Annotated in this window: 26 protein-coding genes; 6 read left to right on the forward strand and 20 right to left on the reverse strand. The window is 42.4% G+C overall.

Annotated features, from left to right (window positions below):
• Window positions 1-15: 15 nt before the first annotated feature.
• A complete protein-coding gene (locus F6J99_RS09610; protein ID WP_293112730.1) occupies window positions 16-1,062 on the reverse strand; it encodes a Fic family protein in 1,047 nt (348 codons plus the stop codon).
• A gap of 987 nt (window positions 1,063-2,049) precedes the next feature.
• Here F6J99_RS09610 and F6J99_RS09615 point away from each other — a divergent pair.
• On the forward strand, window positions 2,050-3,579 hold the full coding sequence (locus F6J99_RS09615) for a YifB family Mg chelatase-like AAA ATPase (RefSeq protein WP_293112731.1): 1,530 nt from the start codon (window positions 2,050-2,052) through the stop codon (window positions 3,577-3,579).
• A gap of 177 nt (window positions 3,580-3,756) precedes the next feature.
• Window positions 3,757-4,800: a polysaccharide pyruvyl transferase CsaB gene (gene csaB / locus F6J99_RS09620; protein WP_293112732.1), complete on the forward strand. Its 1,044-nt coding sequence runs from the start codon at window positions 3,757-3,759 to the stop codon at window positions 4,798-4,800.
• On the opposite strand, the gene F6J99_RS09625 is transcribed toward csaB, so the two are convergent.
• Window positions 4,797-4,958: a hypothetical protein gene (locus F6J99_RS09625; protein WP_293112733.1), complete on the reverse strand. Its 162-nt coding sequence runs from the start codon at window positions 4,956-4,958 to the stop codon at window positions 4,797-4,799. The genes csaB and F6J99_RS09625 overlap by 4 nt on opposite strands.
• Window positions 4,959-5,263: 305 nt before the next feature.
• On the reverse strand, window positions 5,264-5,470 hold the full coding sequence (locus tag F6J99_RS09630) for a hypothetical protein (protein WP_293112734.1): 207 nt from the start codon (window positions 5,468-5,470) through the stop codon (window positions 5,264-5,266).
• On the opposite strand from F6J99_RS09630, the gene F6J99_RS09635 reads away from it, so the two are divergent.
• Window positions 5,469-5,606 carry a hypothetical protein gene (locus tag F6J99_RS09635; RefSeq protein WP_293112735.1) on the forward strand — a complete coding sequence of 46 codons (138 nt, stop codon included), beginning with the start codon at window positions 5,469-5,471 and terminating at the stop codon, window positions 5,604-5,606. The two genes, F6J99_RS09630 and F6J99_RS09635, sit on opposite strands and share 2 nt — an antisense overlap.
• A 162-nt stretch (window positions 5,607-5,768) precedes the next feature.
• On the opposite strand, the gene F6J99_RS09640 is transcribed toward F6J99_RS09635, so the two are convergent.
• The 7 genes from F6J99_RS09640 to F6J99_RS09670 all read right to left on the reverse strand — a co-directional run bounded on the left by F6J99_RS09640 (window position 5,769) and on the right by F6J99_RS09670 (window position 13,384).
• Window positions 5,769-7,547 (reverse strand): ABC transporter ATP-binding protein, encoded by a 1,779-nt coding sequence (locus F6J99_RS09640; protein ID WP_293112736.1) that lies wholly within the window; start codon window positions 7,545-7,547, stop codon window positions 5,769-5,771.
• Complete coding sequence (locus F6J99_RS09645) at window positions 7,540-7,704, reverse strand: hypothetical protein (RefSeq protein WP_293112737.1); 165 nt, start codon at window positions 7,702-7,704, stop codon at window positions 7,540-7,542. Before F6J99_RS09645 ends, F6J99_RS09640 begins: the two co-directional genes overlap by 8 nt.
• Window positions 7,705-7,718: 14 nt before the next feature.
• A complete protein-coding gene (locus tag F6J99_RS09650) occupies window positions 7,719-8,963 on the reverse strand; it encodes a cupin domain-containing protein (protein ID WP_293112738.1) in 1,245 nt (414 codons plus the stop codon).
• Window positions 8,964-9,154: 191 nt separating this feature from the next.
• A complete protein-coding gene (locus F6J99_RS09655) occupies window positions 9,155-10,099 on the reverse strand; it encodes a hypothetical protein (RefSeq protein WP_293112739.1) in 945 nt (314 codons plus the stop codon).
• Between the two features lie 273 nt (window positions 10,100-10,372).
• A complete protein-coding gene (locus F6J99_RS09660) occupies window positions 10,373-10,630 on the reverse strand; it encodes a hypothetical protein (RefSeq protein WP_293112740.1) in 258 nt (85 codons plus the stop codon).
• Between the two features lie 422 nt (window positions 10,631-11,052).
• On the reverse strand, window positions 11,053-11,310 hold the full coding sequence (locus tag F6J99_RS09665) for a hypothetical protein (RefSeq protein ID WP_293112741.1): 258 nt from the start codon (window positions 11,308-11,310) through the stop codon (window positions 11,053-11,055).
• 70 nt (window positions 11,311-11,380) lie between these two features.
• Complete coding sequence (locus F6J99_RS09670; protein ID WP_293112742.1) at window positions 11,381-13,384, reverse strand: lasso peptide isopeptide bond-forming cyclase; 2,004 nt, start codon at window positions 13,382-13,384, stop codon at window positions 11,381-11,383.
• 170 nt (window positions 13,385-13,554) lie between these two features.
• Between F6J99_RS09670 and F6J99_RS09675 the strand changes: the two genes are divergently transcribed.
• Window positions 13,555-13,707 carry a hypothetical protein gene (locus tag F6J99_RS09675; protein ID WP_293112743.1) on the forward strand — a complete coding sequence of 51 codons (153 nt, stop codon included), beginning with the start codon at window positions 13,555-13,557 and terminating at the stop codon, window positions 13,705-13,707.
• Here F6J99_RS09675 and F6J99_RS09680 read toward each other — a convergent pair.
• From F6J99_RS09680 to F6J99_RS09725, 10 genes are all read right to left on the reverse strand, one after another.
• Entirely contained in the window at window positions 13,699-14,340 is a 642-nt protein-coding gene (locus tag F6J99_RS09680) for a hypothetical protein (RefSeq protein ID WP_293112744.1), read from the reverse strand. The two genes, F6J99_RS09675 and F6J99_RS09680, sit on opposite strands and share 9 nt — an antisense overlap.
• Window positions 14,327-14,647, reverse strand: a complete 321-nt coding sequence (locus F6J99_RS09685; RefSeq protein ID WP_070394530.1) for a hypothetical protein — start codon at window positions 14,645-14,647, stop codon at window positions 14,327-14,329. Before F6J99_RS09685 ends, F6J99_RS09680 begins: the two co-directional genes overlap by 14 nt.
• Entirely contained in the window at window positions 14,644-15,090 is a 447-nt protein-coding gene (locus tag F6J99_RS09690) for a lasso peptide biosynthesis B2 protein (RefSeq protein ID WP_293112745.1), read from the reverse strand. Before F6J99_RS09690 ends, F6J99_RS09685 begins: the two co-directional genes overlap by 4 nt.
• The gene (locus F6J99_RS09695) at window positions 15,074-15,364 is read right to left on the reverse strand and encodes a PqqD family peptide modification chaperone (protein ID WP_293112746.1); all 291 of its coding nucleotides are present in this window, start codon (window positions 15,362-15,364) and stop codon (window positions 15,074-15,076) included. The genes F6J99_RS09690 and F6J99_RS09695 overlap by 17 nt, the downstream gene beginning before the upstream one ends.
• A gap of 1,368 nt (window positions 15,365-16,732) precedes the next feature.
• Window positions 16,733-17,563, reverse strand: coding sequence for a cyanoexosortase A (gene crtA, locus F6J99_RS09700; RefSeq protein WP_293112747.1), 831 nt, complete (start codon window positions 17,561-17,563; stop codon window positions 16,733-16,735).
• A 301-nt stretch (window positions 17,564-17,864) separates the two neighbouring features.
• Complete coding sequence (locus F6J99_RS09705; RefSeq protein WP_293058561.1) at window positions 17,865-18,029, reverse strand: lasso peptide; 165 nt, start codon at window positions 18,027-18,029, stop codon at window positions 17,865-17,867.
• Window positions 18,030-18,056: 27 nt separating this feature from the next.
• Entirely contained in the window at window positions 18,057-19,025 is a 969-nt protein-coding gene (locus F6J99_RS09710; protein ID WP_293112748.1) for a hypothetical protein, read from the reverse strand.
• Window positions 19,026-19,177: 152 nt separating this feature from the next.
• Window positions 19,178-19,312, reverse strand: a complete 135-nt coding sequence (locus F6J99_RS09715) for a hypothetical protein (protein ID WP_293112749.1) — start codon at window positions 19,310-19,312, stop codon at window positions 19,178-19,180.
• A gap of 787 nt (window positions 19,313-20,099) precedes the next feature.
• Window positions 20,100-20,240 (reverse strand): hypothetical protein, encoded by a 141-nt coding sequence (locus F6J99_RS09720; protein WP_293058569.1) that lies wholly within the window; start codon window positions 20,238-20,240, stop codon window positions 20,100-20,102.
• 292 nt (window positions 20,241-20,532) lie between these two features.
• On the reverse strand, window positions 20,533-20,748 hold the full coding sequence (locus tag F6J99_RS09725; RefSeq protein WP_070394525.1) for a hypothetical protein: 216 nt from the start codon (window positions 20,746-20,748) through the stop codon (window positions 20,533-20,535).
• A gap of 549 nt (window positions 20,749-21,297) precedes the next feature.
• Here F6J99_RS09725 and F6J99_RS09730 point away from each other — a divergent pair.
• Window positions 21,298-21,741, forward strand: coding sequence for a hypothetical protein (locus tag F6J99_RS09730; RefSeq protein WP_293112750.1), 444 nt, complete (start codon window positions 21,298-21,300; stop codon window positions 21,739-21,741).
• A 26-nt stretch (window positions 21,742-21,767) separates the two neighbouring features.
• Entirely contained in the window at window positions 21,768-22,214 is a 447-nt protein-coding gene (locus F6J99_RS09735; RefSeq protein ID WP_293112751.1) for a SitI3 family protein, read from the forward strand.
• Window positions 22,215-22,695 lie beyond the last annotated feature (481 nt).

A 22,695-nucleotide genomic window follows, 5' to 3' on the forward strand; every position in this document is an offset into this window, starting at 1 on the left:
TAATAGGTACAGTACCTATTTCTTCCGCCAACGGGCATCTCGCCCTCGCCCAAGGCATTCGAGCCGCCCAGCCTTCCTTTCCTGGCGCAAGATACGGCGAATCATATCAATTCCTACAGTAGGACATTGTTCCTGTAAATGCTTGATCGAAAAATCTCCAACTATATTGTTAATGGAAGCTACCACCATCGCTGTTTTAGCGCCTTTGGTTGAGGTTACTAACCCAACCCGTTTCTCAAAATCCCGGTACGCCGATAGCACCAACACTCCCAGAAAATACTCCCACCAAGGTAACAAACTATGCTGTCCCTGATGCCAGCTTTGGGAGGACTGGTAAAGTGTATCGTAGTAGCTTTCCTTTGTGCGTTCTACAATGCGTTCTAAACTAATAAACCGCCCCACCTCGTAACCAGCTTTGTATAGTAACAGTAGTGTCAGCAGCCTAGCCATCCGTCCATTTCCATCACTAAAAGGGTGGATGCACAGAAAATCCAAGACGTAGGTGGGGATGAGCAATAAAGGTTCGAATTCCTCAGACTGCCAGAGGCGATTGAACTGTTCGTGCAAGCGTTCCATCGCGGATGGTGTAGCATAAGCCGCAAGTGGTTGAAACCTCACAACCTTTGTACCATCTGGATAAGTTTGGCTGATTTCATTATCTACCGACTTCCAGCGCCCACCCTCACCAACAGAAAACTGGTAAAGGTCACGATGCAGCTGTAACACCACCCCTGGAGTGAAAGGGATGTTAGCATAGCTGCTGTGGATCGTACTAAGTACATCTCGATAGCCAGCAATTTCTTGTTCGGAGCGATCGCGGGGCGTAGTTTTTTCCGCTACCAGTTCCTTGATGCGTTCCAGGGGCACTGTAATGCCTTCTATGCGGTTGGAGGACTCAGTACTCTGAATAATCGCCGCCTGAAGTAGTGTTTGCAAAACTTGGGGTGACTGTTCTTTGAACAGTTCTTGCTTGCCTTTGTACTCACCAATCAGCCGGATAGTACGCAGTAGATTTTGAGGAATCAGCTGGCGCTCAATAAAACCTGGTTCAAACGACTCCATGGGTAATTCCTATGAACCCAACCTCAGTATACTAGACTTGGCGGCAGTTGTAGGGAACAGAGAACTTCGGAGCAGCGGATCATCAGAACAAGAATTGAGACAAACACTATCAGAACAATACTTTTGTAAGAGGTCTACTATAATTGTTGCGTTAGTTTGACACTCCCTGCCCTGGAAGGACGGGGATTCTTGCTTCCACGGGGTGACTTGTTATCCCTTGCCGGAGCCAGGAAAAATAGAGGTCTCCTCTCCACAAGCGTATTTGGTCTATGACCTAGGTTTCGGTGTGCCCCACCGTACCTAAAATAGATAACAAATTTACATAACAAATTTAGATGAACATTTTTTTGATCTTAGACTTTCATAGACGTCCAAATCGTTAGACTTGATTGTGCAACATGATTATCTCAAAACATGTTTTTTACACTGTCTACTTATTCTGTGATCATGTTTATCTAGAACATTAGTTATTTTTTTGTTATTATTTTATCTTAACACGGTGCGATAAAACTGTCAATACATAGATGCTCCTTTGGAGCCTTCAGTTGCGAACAAAAAAAAGCCGTCCTGTAAGGACGGGGCGCGATTACCCAAATTTTTTGGTAAAACTATCTGTAACCTCAAGTTCGATTAATGTCTTCCCAATTAGTGCCTGGATTTTTGGTAATAGGTAATTGCTAATGGCTAATGCTCGTAAGATTACCCATTAGCAATTATCGATTCCCGATTCCCGATTCCCGATTCCCGATTCCCGATTCCCGATTCCCGATTCCCCGAAAATACTAGGTTACATCCCTTTTATGGAAAGGATATCAGTATTTATGTAATTTTCCGGTTAAACTCTCCAGGGGATAAGCACTATACTTGCCTTTAAGTGAAAAAGAGAAACGAAGGAAAAGGTGAGACTGGTAATGGGGAGATGGGGAGTTTTCCTACTCTCCCCTTATTTGATTTTCCTTGTCCCAAAACACGTATCAGGCTAACACTATGCTGGCTAGGGTTTGGAGTGGTTCAATTATCGGCATTGATGCTGTAAAAGTAGGGGTTGAAGTAGATGTGTCCGGTGGCTTACCGGGAATTGTAGTCGTTGGTTTACCAGATACCGCTGTCCAAGAGTCCCGAGAACGGGTGAAAGCAGCACTGAAAAATGCTGGTTTTGCCTTTCCGATACGCAAGATTGTGATTAATCTGGCTCCGGCTGACTTACGGAAAGAAGGTCCTAGTTTTGATTTACCGATCAGTGTTGGTATTTTAGCGGCATCGGAACAGTTAAATCCTCAGTTATTGGGAGACCACCTATTTCTCGGAGAAGTGTCCCTTGATGGCAGTTTGCGACCTGTGGCTGGTGTACTTCCAATTGCTGCGGCAGCAAAGCAAATGGGAATTACTGGGTTAGTGGTTCCTGCTGACAATGCTACAGAAGCTGCAGTGGTGAATGGCATCACTGTGTATGGATTTGAGCACCTATCAGATGTTGCTGATTTCCTTGACCAGCCAAAGCGCTATTCACCGGTAGAGATTGATAGTGTGGGGGAGTTGCAAGTTTATCAGTCTACTGCACCGGATTTAACGGATGTTAAAGGTCAGGCTCATGGGCGTCGAGCTTTAGAAATTGCTGCGGCTGGGGGCCATAATTTAATCTTTGTCGGTCCTCCTGGCAGTGGTAAAACCATGTTGGCGCGACGATTACCGGGAATTTTGCCACCGTTGAGTTTTGCTGAAGCTTTGGAAGTCACTCAAATTTATTCTGTTGCTGGCTTATTGAAAAATCGCGGCAAACTGATTTGCGATCGCCCTTTTCGCAGTCCCCATCATTCCGCCTCTGGTCCATCTCTTGTGGGTGGTGGTAGTTTTCCGAAACCGGGAGAAATTTCCTTAGCCCACCGGGGAGTTTTATTTTTAGACGAGTTGACAGAATTCAAGCGCAATGTCCTAGAGTTCTTACGCCAACCTTTGGAAGACGGACAAGTCACTATTTCCCGCACCCGCCAATCGGTACAGTTTCCTGCTCAGTTTACCTTAGTGGCTAGTACCAATCCCTGTCCCTGTGGATACTTTGGTGACCCGATCCAACCCTGCAGCTGTTCCCCTCGCCAACGGGAACAATATTGGTCGAAGCTATCAGGACCATTAATGGATCGCATTGATTTACAAGTAGCGGTCAATCGGCTTAAACCTGAAGAAATCACTAGACAGTCTACAGGAGAAGAATCAGCACCGGTGCGAGAACGAGTCCAAGTCGCACGCGATCGCACTCGTGACCGCTTCCAAACTGAACCCACTCTTCATTGCAATGCTCAGATGCAAAGCCATCATCTACGTCGATTCTGTCAATTAGATGAGACTTCCCGTAATGTATTAGAAGCAGCTATTCGCAAACTTGGTCTTTCTGCTAGAGGCACCGACCGTATTCTCAAAGTTGCCCGTACCATTGCCGACCTGAGTGGTGATGATGACCTTAAAACCGAACATGTTGCTGAAGCCATTCAATATCGTACTATTGATCGCATGCAATAAGATGCAATCAGGGGCAACGGATGGATGAACAGATGGGAATATAGGGAGTATAGCGCTACCCGCAAGGGCAAAAGGCAAAAGGCAAAAGGCAAAAGTTTACTATAACAGCCTTTCAGCTTGTATCAATGTCAAACACCTTAATGCGTAGTGCTATAGTAGGCAAGACGAGTTGAAGGCATGAAGCAAGTCAAAGCAGTTTTATGTGGATATTACGGCAAGGGCAACGGTGGCGATGAAGCATTGTTAGCGTCACTGCTGCAAATGCTACCAAAGTCAGTGAAGCCGATAGTCCTTTCCGGCAACCCCACTCAAACTCGTCAGCGCTATGGAGTGGAAAGTTGCGATCGCATGTCCACCCTACCAGTGCTCAAGGCCATGCGCCTTTCCGAACTATTCATCTGGGGGGGTGGTAGTTTAATCCAAGATGTGACTAGTGCCGCTAGCCCTCTCTACTACTGTGGTTTAATGGGATTAGCTCAAAGGATGGGTCTGAAAACAATTGCTTGGGCCCAGGGGGTTGGTCCAATTAAGCGTCGGCTGATTGGTTCGCTAGCCCAGCGGTCCTTTACCGGATGTACAGCAGTCAGTGTCAGGGATTATGGCTCAGCGACACTGTTAGCGGATTGGGAAATTCCCTTTATTATGGCTCCCGATCCAGTTTGGGCATTAGACTCCAAACCTGTACCAGGATTGTGGGATTTACCAGCACCAAGAGTAGCAGTTACTTTGCGATCGCATTCTACCCTAACTCCCAAACGCCTGAAGAATCTGACCCATGCCTTAGTGGATTTTCAGAAAGCCACACAAACCTGTATTTTATTAGTTCCTTTCCAAGCTTCCCGAGATTTGGCCATTGCCCAATCTATTGCGTCTGAGTTAACCGGTCCCCATCAGATCTTTTCTATAGAAGACCCTAGAGAATTGAAAGGATTATTTCGGGGGGTGGAAATGGCGATTGGCATGCGCTACCACAGTTTGATTATGGCAGCAGCGGAAGAATGTCGATGTTTTGCCCTCAGTTATGACCCCAAAGTTAACTACCTGATGGAGCAACTGGATTTACCTGGATGGGATGTTGCTAGTTTACCAGATGACCCCAATGTGATTAGTAAAACCTGGCTAGAACACTATGCTAATGGTGAAGCATTGACTAAAGATCAAATTCAGTCATTAGTAGACCGGGCAAGGATGCATCAGGATGTGCTGATGACAGTTTGTTAATTGTTAATTTTCCAAAGGGAGTAGGGAGTAGGGAGTAGGGAGTAGCTCACAGGGGTAGGTTTTTTACATTTGGGTAAAACATGGGACGACCCAGAGGGAGAGGAAAAGGAAAACAACGAACAAGCGATGCAGCGCCGACCTGCGGGGGTTTCCCCCACTCGCTATTGGATCAAGACAATGATGATTTTTAGCGATGCAGCGCGGTCTTGGGGGTTTCCCCCACTCGCTATTGCATCAAGACAACGACAATAATGGTATATTTTCTTATCCCCCACACCCCACACCCCACACCCCACACCCCACACCTGACGTCTTTGTAAAAAACCTACCCTTATGAGGTAGGGAGTAGGGAGTAGGGAACAAAAATTATCACAATTGATTTAGGAGCCCTATTGTTACTTGTTTATTTTTACTTTTTACTTTTGTAAGCATTCAGCTGACTGCTGAATGCTTACGTTTCTTTTTATAGGAATCGATAGTCTGTATACCCCTTTTCTATATCCTTGTCCCCTCGACCGTAAAATGTCTTAGGATTGGGTGTATTTAATTGGGCATCTAGTTCAAACCGTTTGGGTAAATCGGGATTAGCAAGGAACAGCTTGCCGAAGAAAACTAAAGGGAGCAGGTCAAAGTTGCAGAACAGATGAACTATAGCGTTTCTAGGACTCATGAGGTACACATTAGTTTTGACCTCTTCCCTCTTCCCTCTTCCCTGCTCCCTGCTCCCTGCTCCCTGCTCCCTAAAAACCAGAAATTTGTACCTCACAAGTAGTAGAATTGCTATATATACTATCAGAGCAAGCTAAAACCTGACGGGGGCTATAGCTTTAGTATAAATGTTCTGCATAAGTGACATGCTCCCTTCATTCATCATTAGAACTCATCCTTACTTATTTAGGACTACTTCGGGGTTAGTGACTCCTAATGGTGTTTTAATTTCTGGTTGAACTAAGGTAGTCATAAAGCGTTTATCGGTAATTTTGAGCTTGGGTTTCAAATAAATAGGCGTAAGTTCCATCTAGCTGCATCAATTCCTCATGAGTACCGCTTTCGGTAATAGAACCTTTATCCATTACATAAATGCGATCGGCCATTTTTACAGTGGATAGGCGATGACTGATTAGGATAGCAGCTTGGTCTTTTATCAGTTGACGGAACTTCTGAAAGACCTCATATTCTGCCTTGGGGTCCATAGCAGAAGTAGGTTCATCTAAAACTATTACCTGGGAGTCTCGTAGAAATGCTCTTGCCAAAGCGATTTTCTGCCATTGCCCGATACTGAGTTGTTCCCCTTGGTCAAATAGCTTACCTAGCATGGTGTCATAACCATTGGGTAAGGTATTGATGACTCGATCTGCACCAGAACGAAAAGCTGCTTTACTTATTTGGTTATCAGTGGGAGAAAGAGCAACATTACCCAACCAGATATTTTCCTGGGCAGTGAGATGATATTTCATATAGTCTTGGAAAATAACACTGATTTGCTGGCGTAGATGGTCGAGTTGAAATTGGCGTAAATCGATGCCATCAATAGTAATACTGCCAGAAGTGGGTTCGTATAAACGGCATAATAGTTTGATTAGGGTGGTTTTTCCCGAACCGTTTTCTCCTACTAAGGCAATAGTTTCTCCTGGTTGTAGCGTCAGGTTAATAGTTTTGAGGGCCTGACGAGTCGTATTAGCATATTGAAAACTAACATTATTAAAGACAATTCCCTTCTGTATCGGTTGCGGTACTAATTTGGGATGAGGTAGTTCGGTAATTTTGGGTTGGAGATCGAGAAACTCGTAGAGATTATTGAGAAATAAACTATCCTTATAAAACTCAGATAAGCCACCTAAAACACTACTAAAAGCACTTTGTCCCCGTTTAAATGCTTGATGATAGAGGGCTAAATCTCCTAGAGTAAGGAGACCTTGAACGGTTTGATAAATAATAAAACCATAGGCAGCAAGCATGATGATGCCACTAAAAGCCTGTGCCCCCAGGTTTGCCATAGAACGGCTTTTGGCAATAGTAAAGCTTTCTCGGTATAGTTGCCATCGCAACTGATGAAAGCGCTGACTAAAAACACTACCCAAATCAAACAGGCGAATTTCTTTAGCTGGTCTATCTCTAGTTAGCAAACCGCCATAATAGTTAGCTCGTCTTCTAATAGGCGTTCGTTCTCGCTGCCAATGATACATAATTTTGGCATATTTAAGACGCACTAACATAGTAGGAATGCCGACAACAAATAAAACTCCTGCAATTCCCCAATGAAAAGAAAGTAACAAGCCGACTATTGCTAATAAAGAAACGCTATTTTGACCAATTTCTGCCAGACGATGGAGAATTTGGTTCGGGAGTTCCGGAGCATCTCGTTGTGCCCGTTGCAACATATCGTAGTATTCGGCATTTTCATAGTACTCTAAGTCTACTGCCATCGACTTGTCATGAAGCATCCCTTCCATGTAGTCGGTAACTTTTTGAGACTGGAGAATACTAACAAGTTGAGATAGAGACTGGGAAACGCTAGTTACTAAGGTTACTCCCCCAGCAACAGCAAGCAGAAACATTATCTGACTGAAGGCGGCTTGTTTATCCGATAGGGTGAGGCTGGTAGCAACTGTATCTACAACTAACTTGGTCAGATAGAGCAAGGCTAGGGGTAGTAACCCTTGGACAATAATTAGAATGACTTTGATAGTGGTTAAAGTAGGCGCACTATGCCAGACAAACAGAAGTGCGCGTTTAATTCTAGGCATTTCTAGCACTTATTATACTCATGAGGTACAAATCTCTGGGTTTTAGGGAGCAGGGAGCAGGGAGCAGGGAGCAGTTAATAGGCAAGATGCAAAAGGAATCCCCCCTAGCCCTTAGTAAGGGAGGCGGGCAAGAGGTAAAAAATAAGGTGTACCTCATAGCTATGAGAAACGCTAGAGTTGTTCTATAGTTAAAAAGCCTTCTTGAATAAATTTAGTCGCTAAATCAATTTTTCCTTCGTCAGTAACTAGTCCGCCAATATCTTTAACAGCAAAAGATTGGGATTGTAATAGGGTATTAATTGAAGGTTCAGTAAAGCGTGGAAAATCGAGTTTCTTTCCGTAGAATTTTACGTATACATTTTCGTCATCTCGCTCTAGTTTATAAAAGATATTTGGTCGTTTAGCTAAAACGGAATTTAAGGTGAGTTGGTTGACTTGAATCGAATCTTTAAACCGATTTTGATCTTCGGAGCGTTTGCTATCGATATACTGGTCAAATTTTCGTTCTAGAATCTCGTCTAGGTCTAGATTATTAATTAAAGATTGAGTAAGACTCAAAAAGTCTTGCTTGAACTGACTCTGATAACTTTCCGCAGTTATGCCGTTGGGAACAGCTTTTCTAAATTCGGCTTTCTCTTCCGCTAATTCAGCGATTTCTTGCAGGATTTCAAACCAATAGTTAGGATGGAAACCCAAGGTGATATGAACCGAAGCGGTATCGGTAGTTACGGCATCGTGAATTAAACCTCTGGGAATATATAATAAATCTCCTGGTGTTAATTCCACTTCAAAAGTAGGCTCCCCTAATTCATATTTGTCTTTTATTTTGCAGTGGGGTTGTTTGCGAGACGGTAATTCAATGGGCGTGTTATATAAACGCCATACTTTTGTTCCCGTAGTTTGCATGATGAAGACATCGTGGTCATCGTAATGAGGAGAAAATCCTTGGGAATTGTGGGGAGTTATGTAGATATTAAACTGTAAGCGAAATTTTAATTCTTTTTCTAAGTCGCTACAGTAGTTAACTAATTTTATAATTGAGCTATTCCCAGAATTAATAATTAGGGTTTTACCCTGATTGAAGAGAACAAATAAGGTATCATTATTGGCAATTGATGAATTGCGATGGGTCCATTTGTAGGCTGGCAATTCGTCTCCTTTTTCAACTACTCTGAGGCAGTTTGATTGTAAAGATTTATTTTGGAAGAATAAATCGATATCGTCAGTATTGAGGATGGCATCGTAATAGGTTGGATTATTTCTGGCAATGTGAAGGTAGTTTTTTTCGTAGTAGTGTTGGAAGAATTCTTCTGAGGTAAATGGGTGAATTAAGTTTTCAAATTTGGAATATGTAGTCAGTTTCTCATAAGAGAGACTGACTAGTTTATTGGCTATAGTTTTGATTTCGGTTTTCATGGTTATGTCCTTGTTCTAATTTACAGCGTTTTTCATAGCTATCAGGTACACAGTATTTTTTCCTTCTTACCTCTTACCTGCTCCCTGCTCCCTGCTCCCTGCTCCCTGCTCCCTGCTCCCTACTCCCTGCTCCCTGCTCCCTGCTCCCTGCTCCCTGCTCCCTAAAACCCAAGAATTTGTACCTCACCCAATTACTGCTGTAATAAGTAAACATCTTGAGCCGACTGATGACTTGTTTCTATTTTTTGCTCAACCCAAGTAATTAGCTTGTTGAGTATCCTAAAGTCTTTCGGTTTTTCTATTTTCCATAGCTCGACTTGATTAATTAATTGTAGACACTGTTGAAAATAATGCTCAAGGGTTTTCCCTGCCAATAGTTGACTGGGTAAAGGAAAGAAACGCGCCAAAGTTAAAAAAGCATCGTTTCCTGCCATGGGAGTAACCTTAAAATCCCTACCATCTTCTAAGAAGAAGATATGAGCCAGAGGAAAGGGTTGAGTGGGAAAATTTTCTGGTTTCCTAATTACTCGTTTGCGGGAACCAGGATAGAGAGTTGGTAACGTGGATATATCGTAACCAAGTCCTTCTACTGTTGGTGGCCAGATTTTGATCTGGGGGAAAGCGGGATATACCATTGGTTTATCCCCTGAATTCAAGTCGATAGCAACCATGTCGTCAGATACAACTGTGTAACCGAGTTTGGCAAAAGCAGCAGCAGTGGTAGATTTACCCGCACCTGGACAACCAGCAAATATCACTACCTGTTCGCCAATTTTTACCGCACTGGCATGCAGGAGAAACAAGCCTCTTTGATAAAGAATTAAGCCTAATGCTTCGCTTAAGATATAGAGGCTTAATCGTTGCGGATCGATATCATCTGAGTCAGGATCGACGATGATAGTATCACCGTTTTTTGCGAGTAAGGTTGCTATGCCATGCCATCGCAAATAGGCTTCTTGAGTGTTGCCACCAAAGTGAGCTTCTTTGCCTTGACGGTTAATGGAAGTTGGTTCTAATTGTGGTAGTTTAACTTTACCTTTTTCGATGTAAATATCGGCTGTATTTTTACTTTTTGTTAGTTCGTTAAGTAAGAATACTGACTGAATAGTTAATCCATAAGCTTGGTAGTGAAACATTTGTTGATAGAGTTTTGCAATTCTAAAGATTTAATTGACTAATCATTTCTAGGATTTAAGTATCCACAGTAGAGTGGACATTGTCCACTCTACTAGGTCACGTATTATGTGAGTTAAAAAAAATATTGCATATCAAGGCTCTCAGGCTGTCCCAAAACCATAAACAATAGTAATGTGAACATAGTTACGTCCTTTTAGCAGTTAACTCACATAAGGCGTAATTAATTAAATTTCATCAAATACCAAGTACAGGATGAAGATTTAATTAGGTTTTTAATTATCGGGATCGTTGGCATTAACGGTGCCGCCAAATCCATCATGAACAACATCAGGAACACCAGGTGCAAAACTATCAACAGGATTTGAATTATTGAAGTCGTTGACGGCTGCATCGCTTGTGCCCAGGGCATCACTGGGACTTCCTCCGGTTCCAAGGGTAAGGCTCTTCATTGTTCCATAATTTTTGAGAGTTGGTTGTTCATAAACGAGACTATTCATCTTGTTTTCCATGTTTTCGATGTCAATGCTCATTGGTTTACTCCTTGAGTAGTTTTATTTGTTAAGGCGATTGCCGGAAAATAGTTAAGTATAATTAGTCGATTAACTTTAACCAAAGTGATAAGTAAATCGCCGAATTTATCATCCTGGCTTCTCGCCTTCTCTGCTGCCATTTAGCCGCAGAGTTTGAAAACTTTTGATAGTCTTATTGTACAGCATTGGTATTTAGGTAATGGAATAAATTTGAGTTTTGATCTAACAATAAATTTTAAATCAAGCCTTTTTCAGTAGAAATGCCATAGGTAAGGTGGGCATTGCCCACCTTACGATTTATTGAGTTGTTGATTGGTGGATTAGGTTGGATTGATAAGTTATGGTTGAGTTTGAATGATTATCGCCCCCTAACCCACCCTAGGATCAAGCGATCGCATTAGTTAGAGATCGCCATCTTGTTATCAAGAATCAGGATCACTTTGAAATCCAGTTCCGTTATGGGCATCAGATGGGAAATCAGATGAGTTAGAACCACCAAAATCATTCGTGGCATTATCAATAAGCGGCGAGTTCCCGCCGTCGCTCAGCCCCATGGCATCACTGGGACTTCCTGCGGCTCCAAGGGTAAGGCTCTTCATTGTTCCATAATTTTTGAGAGTTGGTTGTTCATAAACGAGACTATTCATCGTGTTTTCCATGTTTTCGGTGTCAATGCTCATTGGTTTACTCGTTGAGTAGTTTGATTTGTTAAGGCGATTGCCGGAAAATAGTTAAGTACAATTATTCGATTCACTTTAACCAAAGTGATAAGTAAATCGCACAATTAATCATCCTGGCTTCTCGCCTTCTCTGCTGCCATTTAGCCGCAGAGTTTGAAAATTTTTGATAGTCTTCTTGTACAGCATTCGTATTTATGTAATGGAATAAATTTGATTTTTGCTCTAACAATAAATTTTCAATTACACTGCTTTCAGCAGTTTCCATCCTGTTGATAATAAATCCATAAAAATCCACCTTGCTTCTGCGCCGACGAACCTCTTCAGGCAATATATCCTTCATTGCCCTTCGCATTACACCGCGCCCAAAACCATTACAGTATTTCAAATGAGCGGGTGCTGCTAAACACAACTCAATAACTCTTTTATCTAAAAAAGGATGACGAGGTTCGATGCTAACTGCTGCACTAATCCCATCAATTTGTTCGCTACCTTCCTGCATATTACCGGAAGTTATGCCTCGGTAATGGTTTAAATATTCAGTAGGTAAGTAGCCAAATTGATAATTGAACTCATCTCGGAGTAATTTACCTAATTTAATAGACTTTGCCAGGTTTTTTGCAATAATTGCATTGTAGTAATTCCAGTTTAGCATACGAAAATTGTTATAGATGCTTCGTAAAAATAACTTAATATTTCTGGGCGGATTAAACTGCCAATAGTTAGCGGATTTATAAAAGATACTAATATAGTTATGCCATTCAACATTTTTAATTAATTCTGTAGCATAAGGCACAATATATTGATATAAATCTGCCTCAATTTCCTTAGCACTATCAGACTTATTTTGATAACGACTTTCTACTATTTTTCTAACCGTTTCCCATTCCCCTAATTCCAGTAACTCATGAGGATAATCCGTACCGTGGGAAACAATAGTATCCCCATCATGTCCCGTTAAAACCACCCTTGCACCTTGTTGTTTGACCTCCTGAACAATCGCCAGTAACATGGCTGGGGTAGGCATTTGTACTGGTTGGTCTAACCAAGGGGTAACGGTTTGAGCAGCACTAATGGGATTACCTACTTTCGCAACATGATGGTTAAAACCACCCTGGGCCAATACGGTATCTACATAAGCCGTCTCATCAGCCGAAGGCGTATCACAATCAGAATAAATCGTTAACAATTCTGCATCACTATCTTTCTCCCGCAACAAATTCCGCGCCACACAACTAACGGAAGAAGAATCGACACCACCACTGAGAGTAGACGCTACTGGGTAAGCACTCCGCAGACGACACCCTATCGCTTCGGTAAATCGCTTGCGGAATTCCTCCACATAGTCAGCATCAGTCTTTAACGTCTGCTGTATCTTCTTTGCTTCGGCATCTAAATCCCAAAAAGACTGGGATTCTATCCCTTTCTGGCTCACTTCCATCCAGTGGGCGGGAAGCAGACGCAGAATATCTTGATAGAAAGTATCGGGCTTTAATTTGGCAAACCCACTTAACTGACAAAGATAAATACCAACTTTGGCTTCATTGACGTTACGGGGTACTGCATCTAAACAGAATAGTCCTTTTATTTCCGAAGCAAAGACAAACAATTTACCGGGTTGATAGTGATAATAAAATGGCTTAACCCCCATATAATCTCTGGCACAAAACAATAGCTGCTTACGCTTATCCCAGATAGCAAAAGCAAAATCACCAATTAGCTTACCAGGACAGTCTCGCCCCCATTTCTCGTAAGCAGCCAAGATTAAATCGCTATCAGTAATTTTTTCGGCTGGGCGGTCACTTAAACTCAATGCAGAGATAAGCTCATCTCGGTTATCAATGCGAGCATCCGCTGTCAGTATTAAATTACCAGTGCGGTCTTTTAAAGGTAATTGCTCTAATAAAGATTCAGGTGTCGTCCATAACATCCGATGTCCTAAACCCACAGAGCGCTCATCGCACCAAACCTCAGCACCATCTGGTCCCCGGTGCGCCAACACATCCACCATGCGCCCGAGCTTTTCGCGCTCCACGGGGCGACTATCAAGATTGTAAATACCTACAATTCCACTCATAATCTAACTCCTTGATTAGAGTACAGCTACTTATAGCGCTACGCGCAAGGCAAAAGGCAAAAGGCAAAAGGCAAAAGTTGACTATAATAGCTTTTCAGCTTGTATCAATCTCCTAAGCTTAATGGGTAGTGCTATATACCCTTTTTGATATAGGGATCGGTGTAGGAATTGTGATAATTTTTGTTCCCTATTCCGTACTCCCTACTCCCTACTCCCTACTCCCTACTCCCTACTCCCTACTCCCTACTCCCTACTCCCTGCTCCCTGCTCCCTGCTCCCTGCTCCCTGTTCCCTGTTCCCTTTGCTACAGCCTGCTAAACTGAACTCCAAAATGTTTGACGACGCTTAAGGCGCTTGTGAATGCGATTTTTCAATAGCAATACCAGCACAATACTAGTCACAGCGCCATATCCACATGCACCTACAAGAGCACCAGGTACACCGTCGATTACGGTTCTGATGCTGAATTCTAATCCTCCTTTGACTGCTCCCCCTAAAGCGCTTGCAGGTATCCACCAATTTGCATGTTGTATGAAGCGCCGCAACTGGAGCCATTGAAAAATTCCAATGATAGTCCATTCTAGGAGTCTGAGTAGAACACTAGCCCAAAATACCTGCACCCCGATCGGTACTCCTCCTATTTCCATGTCTCCTTCAGGAAGCATGGTTGCAATCCAATTCCTAACGCCAAATAATTGAATCAGAATCGAGTAGATCGTCCAACCCCAAATACTGGTAAGTATCCACCAACCCAAATTGCGAATGTATCGCCGCAACACAAGCCACTGGGTGAGTGCAAACACTGTCTCGAAAAAGAAGGAGAACTCTTCTATCCCCTCACTGACAACGTTGGCTAATATCCACAATGACACCAAAGCCAAATATGAGAGGATGGCCTGTTTCCTAAGATTATCATCATTCGATTTCAAGTTTTGTGATTTACTAATTCCCATCATTGATCACCCCTCTATGGCTATTTGATGTTTGACTACGTTGATTACGAAATACACCACTGAGCACAATTCCTGTCGCCAACAGCCCAATCATTCCCAGGCCATTCCACAAGACATAGATAGGCACAAGCTCTTTCCCCAAGAATCTACCTTCGTGAATCGCCATCATAATTTGTGCATATTTCCTGGGCATACCAAACCAAGTATTGCCGATACGGTAAACGATACCCGTAATCGTAGTGAGGAATAAAGGCAAAAAAAGAATTGGAGCTAGTGTGCGGTGAAGTTTAAGGAGAGTACGCTTTTTCATAATCTATTTCTTTCAAAGGATGACATGGGAGTGAATCGAGAAAGGTCAGTCAGATCACCAATCACGATTTGTCCCTGACTTTCTACCCAAGCATGAGCCTCAAATTGTCCTTGCTCTCCCTTAGCAACCCCAATTCGCAGTTCAGCTGAGTAACGACACTGACTCATCAGAGTTTCCGTCGTTAAAGCTCTAGCTAAACATTTAGCATTACCAGGGAGATAACGGCTGCTACGATTCACCGCCTCAACAATTTGGTCTGTGGTAGGGGAATATCGTCGTAACCCGACAGGATTTGCTTGACTGATAATTGCTAAAAGTCGTCGTAAGGTCTTAAATGGCAACGACCACATCCCCAATCTGACTAATGCCAGCAATACAAAGGCTTTGATGAAAAGTTGGCGCTCTGTATGGGTAAGGCTTAAGAACTTACGTAGCTGTTTCATCCCCTACCTCAATTAGTCCTTCAGTATCCAGTTCCTGGAGTAATCCCAAAATGTCATTTTCGCATTGCTCAGGCTCCACGTGGTACTTTGCTAAAATGGCATCCCGAATTTCATTAACAGTCTTTGGTTCCTGAATCAGATTCCAAATACTGGTACCTACAGCATTGAGACCAAAGTACACTCCAGACTTGAAGTTGAGAATAATCGTTTCTCCAGTAAAATCGGAAGATAACTGTTCCTTAATTGCTACTACCGTTGAATCAGCTTTTACCATGCTCTATAAAACTCCTGAAACTGAATGTATCTAGCCATAATAAACCGGGTATCCTTGGTAATTTGTGACCAAGGATTAAGTGCAAATTTACAGATAATTAGTATCAAAAAAAATTATCTGACTCTTACACAAAGACAGAGGATGACGAATTATACCAATTACACCTGATGAGATTGAGAAGGATCAAACTATTAAAATTTACTTTTAAATAGCAGCGTCAAACAGACTGCGAGGATATTTTAAAAGTACCTTGGTTTACTTCCAAGCCTTGATTTTAATGGCTGAATGCCTTATTATTCCAAGGTCATGGAATGGCTTTTAACTAGTCTAGAAAACCTTAAAACATCCTCTAATAACGAGACTTCGTTATTAATTTCATATTTCCTAGGTTTTATCCTAAAAAAAACACCATTTAGCGAAGCTAATTTATTGTAGATATTGCCCTGAAAAGATTGAACATATATAGAAAAACCCTTTCCCGTTAGGTATGTTTTATTGCCCTGAAAACATACCTTTATCCAAGTAAAATGAACAGGCTATTTATCTAAGTATACTCAACATTCTGCAGTTTAAAGCTGAGACGATAATATTGTTATTTTTATTTACATTTGCACTCTGTAATCTAGGGTGGGCAGTGCTTTCGACAGATTCCGAAGCTTGCAAAGCGCGTTGAGAGGCACTGCCCACCCTAGGATTAATCACTAGGATTAATCACAATAGTGCCAGATCTCAGATTAAGGGTTTGTACAGGAAATTAACCTGTGATAAAAAGATAAAATTGATGCAAATTCCCTATTTATAATTTTCTCTCGTTACTAGATAAGTAATCATTTAGTATTACTCATTTGTAAGCAGTAACCTTGGTCAATTAGTGTTCCGTGTAATCCTGGATGAATGACTACTATAACTTTCATGAGTTTTTCATAAAATCCTGACAGAGCTAAAAATTTTTGATGAATTTTTCTTGAAGACGCTAAATATACCTGAGGTCAATTGCCACATCTATCTTGAGAGGGATGATTTAGATGGTGCCAGCGAATAGCACTCAGGTTCATGTAGTTCATGTAGGATCGGCAGTGCTATTGACGCGATTCTTTTGCTTGTCATCAGGTTGCTAGAGACTGCCCACCCTATTTCAGTCCTAAGAGAAGCAAAGTAGTTCATGTAGGGTCGGCAGTGCTTTTGAGGCGATTCCGTTGCTTGCCATAGTTTATGTAGGGTGGGCAGTGCTTACTAAGGCGATTCCGTTGCTTGCGATCGCGTAGCGTGACCTACGGTCAATCGCCTTTAAGCACTGCCCATCGGAAGATTAATCTTAGAATCCCCTTTTTTCAAAGAGGGGAAATGTCAAAAAAAGTCAGCTTGGCTTTACGATTCAGACTGTTGCAGCATAAACAAGCAGTAAGTCCCAAACAGGATCACTGAAATCATCACAAAGATCAGAGCACCTTCCTGACTGTGCCAATAGTCAAAGGCTGCTTGACTGGAGGGGGCTGCGAGGTGTGCCAGTATCGCTATCCTAATCCCATTGACGATAAAACCCAGGGTAGCGGCAACGATGGGCACAATAATTTTTTGGCTGCCAGAGGTGGGGAACATTACCAGCACAATCACAGCTAATCCGAGCATGTAGATGATTAAGTTGAGACCAGAACATGACGGGACGACTTCAACGCTACCCTTGGGAAGGATAATGTAAGAATCTTGCAACACGACATTTGCTCCAGAGTACCACAGCAGGAAAGCCGAGAATTTGGCGGTAATCGGAGTGATATTAGGCAGATAGGGCAGCAGAAGTTTGGGAACACCTAGGGTGAAGAGGATGAGGAGTTCTTGCCAATATTGTTTTAAGCCCCGAAAGCCAGAGGCAAGCAGGACGAGACCGAAGACGGAAATAAAGGGTGAAAAGCCAAGGAATTTTTCGCTAGGGTGACCAGCACTCTTGATAAGAATCCCTGCAATCAGCAATGCACCAAATAAAAAAGGGACAATGCCGCTGCCGAGTTTAATTTGGTAGCGTTTGTCCCAAAGAGTGGAACAGGCTGCCAGCCAAAAGACAATGCTAAGAGCAAGGTGAGAGGATTTTTCGGCTCTGAGATTGAGAGTTAGGTGAATGGCAATCAAGCCTGCTCCTATTGCTAAGAGCAATAACGCAGGAATGTTTAATTGTTTAACCAGGGAAAATCGAGCCGCTTTCATATCATTGGGGTAGTTTTACCGAGATTGTATTTTAGGCATAAATTCAAAAAAAATATATTCTTAAAATCAATTATTTTATAATTATATATTGCTAAATGACGTACTCAATTTTACATTTAATTTATTTATCTCAATGACGCATTTAGTATGAGCCATTGAGATAATTTTTATTATAAATATAGCTTTTATAGGATTTATGAGGTATGGTTTTTAACCTCAAAGTCCCCCTTGATAAGGGGGACCAACGGGGGATCCCTTTGTACTTCATGGCATAGATAATTGCTATAATCAAAATCCAGTGTCAAATATGAAGACTCGCAAATAGACCAAATCCCTTAGGCAAAAGAAACTTACCGATCTTTACAGCTCCGACTACGCCATTCGCGATATCCTTAACACCCACTTGCGTCATCTCTTCAACTGAACCATAGGTTTCTAACTTTGGTGTATTCCATTCCTGTTTCATCTCATTAACTCCTTTTTTTTGAATAATTCAACAAGCAAAATAACCCTTATTTGTCAGCAGTAAAGAACCGCGAACATCTTCTTCCACGACCTTTATCAACTTTGATAACAAGCTCAAGTTGCGAGGCCGCCGTAAACAAATAACTTCGCAAGATTGAGCAAGACTAGCACAGCTTTCAAACTGCATCACCTCCCCAGAACTAAATAACTTCATCAACTCCGAATGCTGCATCAAAGCTATTAGTTTTGCTTGCTTTTTCATCGGCTCGCACTTGACCTCGGAGCCAGAAGCCAATAAATAAATCCGACTAATCGGTAAGGATCTTTGCGGAAAATTTCGTCTTAACCGCAAACCCCGCTTTTCTAACTTTGGATGCAACTGCCACAGGGACTCCCAATCATAACCCAGTACTTCTGCTACCTCCCGACTGATCTTAATTTGAGGAAATCCAGGGGCAAGCATAGGCTTTCCCTCCTCCCAGCTCACTGGAGCTATATCATCGGCAACCACTGCATATCCCTGGGCCTGCAATGCTGCAGCAATGGTTGACTTTCCCTCACCAGAGTTGCCCAAGAATAAAACAGCCTTCCCATCGATTTCTACGGCACTAGCATGAAGTACTAACGGGCTCCGCTGTTGCAGCAAAATCGCCATTACGGTACCCACCAACGCCAGTCGCAGCTTTAACTCATCCACATCCGGTGCTGGAATGACGACAATCTTGCATCCCCCTTGCACCAAAAACACACCTGCCTCCTTGACATAGACGACCGCTTCCTTCCTTTCTACTTGAAGTGCTAAGGGCTGCTCGATTACCTCCTGGGGTACATAGTCAAACACAGAACCCACCTGATCGATAGTGATAGTGACATCGCTCTTATCCTCTGCGGGCACAAACTCCGGAATCGGTAGCACTGAGCGAATCCCTAACCCATAAGCGACGTAGGAAAACCAATTAGAGTCCCTGTGACCTAAAACGTTAGTAAATGGCAACATAAGTCTGGAAGAGTATAGTTTAAAATTAGCTTTGTTTACTCCCAACCTTTGATTTGAATGACTGAATGTATTTTTATGCCTATGTCATTGAATGGCTTGGAGGTATAGCGCTACGCCCAAGGCAAGAGCCATGCATGCATGCATGCAAAAGTTCATGTAGGGTGGGCAGTGCTTTCGATAGATTCCTTTGCTTGCCATAGGTTTGGTAGTTCATGTAGGGTGGGCAGTGCTTGATAAAGATTCCTTTGCTTGCCATAGCCTTGGTAGGCACTGCCTAGGCTGTTCACTTTGTCCTAGGGCCCGAGGAAAAAGTTTATGCACTTTTTCTGTAAGGTAACGAGACCGTGGGTCGCTTGCGATATATCGATTGTAGGCTCAGAGCGTTGCTCACGATCCCGGCATGAACAATTAGAACCGAAAAATGCCCAAAATACACAGCCTAGGCACTGCCCACCCTAGGATCAATCGTAGATTAATCACAATGGTGCCAGCTCTCAGATTAAGGGTTTGTATAGGAAATTAACCGGTGCCAAAAAGAGACAATGGATGCAAATTACCCATTTATAATTTTCTATCGTTACTAGATAATTAACCATTTAATTATGACTCATTTATAAGCAGTAAGGTTGATCAATGAGTGTTCCGTGTAATCCCGGATGAATGAGTACTAAAACTTTCCTGAGTTTTTCATAAAATCCTGACAGAGCTAAAAATTTTTGATGAATTTTTATTAAAGACGCTAAATATATAGCAAAGGGAACAGGGAGTAGGGAGTAGGGAGTAGGGAGTAGGGAGTAGGGAGTAGGGAATATCGCATCAAAATTATCTCAATTCATTTAGGTTCATGTAGGGTGGGCAGTACTTTTGAGAGATTGACGAAGCTTGCCATCGCCTTAGAGGTTGTCTGAGAAGTATTATTTGCTACATCCAAGCCCCCGTTGGTCCCCCAAGCGAGGGATTGCTCGCTTGGGGGACTTTTAGAAGCCAATTGACTCTTCCCCCCAAGCGAGGGATTGCTCGCTTGGGGGGCTAGGGGGGCAAAATTCAGTATCAAAAAACTTGGGAGATATCCTCTTAGTAGCCACTGCCCACCCTAGGATTAATCAAACGAGTAGCACTCAGTTCATGTCGTGCAACTACGGTGGGCAGTGCTTTGGACAGATTCCTTTGCTTGCCATCCCCTTGATAGGCACTGCCCACCCTACGATTAATCACTCTTACCTTTTGCTAGCATGCCTATTGCCTGTTCCCTGTTCCCTATTCCCTTTGCGATATACCTTAGGAAAAAAAAATCGGTCAAGCTCTGGTTAACTCCAATGCTTGACCGAATTCTATGGTATTAGCTTCCAAAAGTACAGCTGAGCTGCACTCAAATCTAGATAACTCCTGATCAATTAGTACATTCTGGTCGAGTTAGTCAGCTATCAGCTATCAGCTATCAGCTGACCACAAAACAACCTTCACTATTCATTGTCGCCAGGGCGTAAAACCCTGGCAAAATCCTATCCTAGTCTACGTAAAAATAGCGAATCAAAAAGGTCATAACCTCACCAGGCTTTCCGGTAGGCTCCGGAGTGCTCCACTCGTCGGGATAGGCGTATTTAAGGGAATAAATGGCATAAATTGTTTTCTTAACCTCCTCAGGAGAACCGACCAATATGTGCTTGACTTTCTTAGATTTGCGACTTGGGTTTTCAGAGTTCGGATTAATGTTTTTGCTCATTGGAAACTATACCTTTAAACTGTGTATAATATTAATATATTAATATATTAATCATTTGTCAAGGGGTTTAGGAATTTTTTTTATTACGAAATATGCAGATAATTTGGGAAGTGTGGGAAGTGTGGTGGGAAGGGTAATAAGGAATAATAAATAGTTTTTATTTTTATACATTTTTGATATAATTAATCCTAGGGTGGGCAGTGCATAAGACAAATTGTCAACCTTTGGATAGGTTGACTAGGCACTGCCCACCGACAGAGACTTAACTATAAAAAAGTAATCATAATTAATCGTAGGGTGGGCAGTGCATAAGACCAATTGTAAAGCTTAAAATAGGTTGACTAGGCACTGCCCACCGACAGGGACTTAACTATAAACAACTAGAAATTAATAAGATGAATTGTAGGGTGACCAGGGCAGGTAGGGGAGTGAAAAACAGGCAATGCCCACCCTACAAAATGCGATTGACCGAAGGTCACGCTTCGCGATCGTACTGTGAGTTTTGGGAAATGTGTAATTAATTTTGTTCACCTTCTTAAACAAAAATAAATGACTGAAGCGCCAAATCGCACCATCCCATCAGGATTGCCTGGAGCAACTCCTAGGGGTAAGAAAACTGAGGTTAGCTCTCGTGCTAGCGGAGAGATGCAACGTCAGCTAAGACGAGAAAATGAATCTGCCACAATCCTTGCCTTAATGGGATATGATGTAGAACAGAATCCACCCACTCTTCCCAATGGCAAAAACCCTGACTACAAAATTGAGGGGCAAATATTCGACCATTACACCCCACCCACTTCCAACCCAGACCAAATTCGTAAAGGTATAAGTAGAAAGGTCAAGAGAAGACAAGCAGAGAGAATTGTACTTAATCTTGATGACACCAATGTAAATCCTGATGAATTACAGGATATCCTGGCCAGAAAACCAATCGACAATCTTAAGGAGATTATTATGATAATAAATGGTAAGGTTATCCCATTTTTCCCCTAGCCATTGTACAGACAGGAGAGATTAGCATGGCTTTAGATTTTGACCTAGAGATGGTAACTGAGCTTAAGCCTCAACAAGCCTTAAACATCTTAGCTACAAAGTTAGCTTTAGAGTGGCAACAAGACAACTTAAAAGCATCAGGAATACTTATTAATGCTGATGTAGAAGATCGATGGGAACAAGATGTTACTGAGGAAAACTTTGGTTTTCGACCTACTTTAGTTGTTGGTTTTCGGATTAATCCCAATCAAGATTATGAAGGGGGCTTGCGTACTCTGATCCGAGCAACCATAACTTTGCTACAGCAGACTGTCGGAGAAGCTGTTTTGCTATTTAATTATGAAACGGTTGTATTGCAGCGCTTGGGAGATAAATTAATCTTAAATGAAGAGATGCTGGAGCCTAGTATTATTTCTGAAATAGACCAGTTTAAATTAACCTATGAGTTGCAGGTTTTCCCTTGTTCTGCCTGATTTAGATTAACTGTGGGTAGTTTGGCTTTTTGGTGGGCATTGCTCAGGTAAATTCGGACAGGTAGGGGAGTGGGAAATAAGCAATGCCCACCCTACAAAATACTAGGCACTGCCCACCGACAGAAAATTAACTATAAAAAAGTAATCATAAATAAGTAATCGTAGGGTGGGCAGTGGCTATGAGCAATTGTCAACCTTTGGATAGGTTAACTAGGCACTGCCCACCGACAGAAAATTAACTATAAAAAAGTAATCATAAATAAGTAATCGTAGGGTGGGCAGTGGCTATGAGCAATTGTCAACCTTTAGATAGGTTAACTAGGCACTGCCCACCGACAGACAATTAACTATAAAAAACTAGAAATTAATAAGATTAATCCTAGGGTGACCAGGACAGGTAGGAGTGGAAAACAGTATCTGCGGTTGGTGGGCATTGCTCAGGTAAATTCGGGCAGTTAGAGGAGTGGGAAACAAGCAATGC

The sequence above is a fragment of the Moorena sp. SIO4G3 genome, assembly GCF_010692305.1.
In the GTDB taxonomy this organism is placed as follows: domain Bacteria; phylum Cyanobacteriota; class Cyanobacteriia; order Cyanobacteriales; family Coleofasciculaceae; genus Moorena; species Moorena producens_A.

Excerpts from the sequence above, each read along its gene's own strand:
- F6J99_RS09690 (WP_293112745.1), bottom strand. The coding sequence starts at position 15,090 with ATGAAACAGCTACGTAAGTTCTTAAGCCTTACCCATACAGAGCGCCAA.
- F6J99_RS09635 (WP_293112735.1), top strand. The coding sequence starts at position 5,469 with ATGAGGTACACATTAGTTTTGACCTCTTCCCTCTTCCCTCTTCCCTGC.
- F6J99_RS09695 (WP_293112746.1), bottom strand. The coding sequence starts at position 15,364 with ATGGTAAAAGCTGATTCAACGGTAGTAGCAATTAAGGAACAGTTATCT.
- F6J99_RS09705 (WP_293058561.1), bottom strand. The coding sequence starts at position 18,029 with ATGAAACAGGAATGGAATACACCAAAGTTAGAAACCTATGGTTCAGTT.
- F6J99_RS09735 (WP_293112751.1), top strand. The coding sequence starts at position 21,768 with ATGGCTTTAGATTTTGACCTAGAGATGGTAACTGAGCTTAAGCCTCAA.
- F6J99_RS09680 (WP_293112744.1), bottom strand. The coding sequence starts at position 14,340 with ATGATGGGAATTAGTAAATCACAAAACTTGAAATCGAATGATGATAAT.
- F6J99_RS09710 (WP_293112748.1), bottom strand. The coding sequence starts at position 19,025 with ATGTTGCCATTTACTAACGTTTTAGGTCACAGGGACTCTAATTGGTTT.
- F6J99_RS09615 (WP_293112731.1), top strand. The coding sequence starts at position 2,050 with ATGCTGGCTAGGGTTTGGAGTGGTTCAATTATCGGCATTGATGCTGTA.
- csaB (WP_293112732.1), top strand. The coding sequence starts at position 3,757 with ATGAAGCAAGTCAAAGCAGTTTTATGTGGATATTACGGCAAGGGCAAC.
- F6J99_RS09670 (WP_293112742.1), bottom strand. The coding sequence starts at position 13,384 with ATGAGTGGAATTGTAGGTATTTACAATCTTGATAGTCGCCCCGTGGAG.
- F6J99_RS09650 (WP_293112738.1), bottom strand. The coding sequence starts at position 8,963 with ATGAAAACCGAAATCAAAACTATAGCCAATAAACTAGTCAGTCTCTCT.
- crtA (WP_293112747.1), bottom strand. The coding sequence starts at position 17,563 with ATGAAAGCGGCTCGATTTTCCCTGGTTAAACAATTAAACATTCCTGCG.
- F6J99_RS09685 (WP_070394530.1), bottom strand. The coding sequence starts at position 14,647 with ATGAAAAAGCGTACTCTCCTTAAACTTCACCGCACACTAGCTCCAATT.
- F6J99_RS09645 (WP_293112737.1), bottom strand. The coding sequence starts at position 7,704 with ATGAGGTACACCTTATTTTTTACCTCTTGCCCGCCTCCCTTACTAAGG.
- F6J99_RS09730 (WP_293112750.1), top strand. The coding sequence starts at position 21,298 with ATGACTGAAGCGCCAAATCGCACCATCCCATCAGGATTGCCTGGAGCA.
- F6J99_RS09660 (WP_293112740.1), bottom strand. The coding sequence starts at position 10,630 with ATGAGCATTGACATCGAAAACATGGAAAACAAGATGAATAGTCTCGTT.
- F6J99_RS09665 (WP_293112741.1), bottom strand. The coding sequence starts at position 11,310 with ATGAGCATTGACACCGAAAACATGGAAAACACGATGAATAGTCTCGTT.
- F6J99_RS09725 (WP_070394525.1), bottom strand. The coding sequence starts at position 20,748 with ATGAGCAAAAACATTAATCCGAACTCTGAAAACCCAAGTCGCAAATCT.
- F6J99_RS09655 (WP_293112739.1), bottom strand. The coding sequence starts at position 10,099 with ATGTTTCACTACCAAGCTTATGGATTAACTATTCAGTCAGTATTCTTA.
- F6J99_RS09640 (WP_293112736.1), bottom strand. The coding sequence starts at position 7,547 with ATGCCTAGAATTAAACGCGCACTTCTGTTTGTCTGGCATAGTGCGCCT.
- F6J99_RS09630 (WP_293112734.1), bottom strand. The coding sequence starts at position 5,470 with ATGAGTCCTAGAAACGCTATAGTTCATCTGTTCTGCAACTTTGACCTG.
- F6J99_RS09610 (WP_293112730.1), bottom strand. The coding sequence starts at position 1,062 with ATGGAGTCGTTTGAACCAGGTTTTATTGAGCGCCAGCTGATTCCTCAA.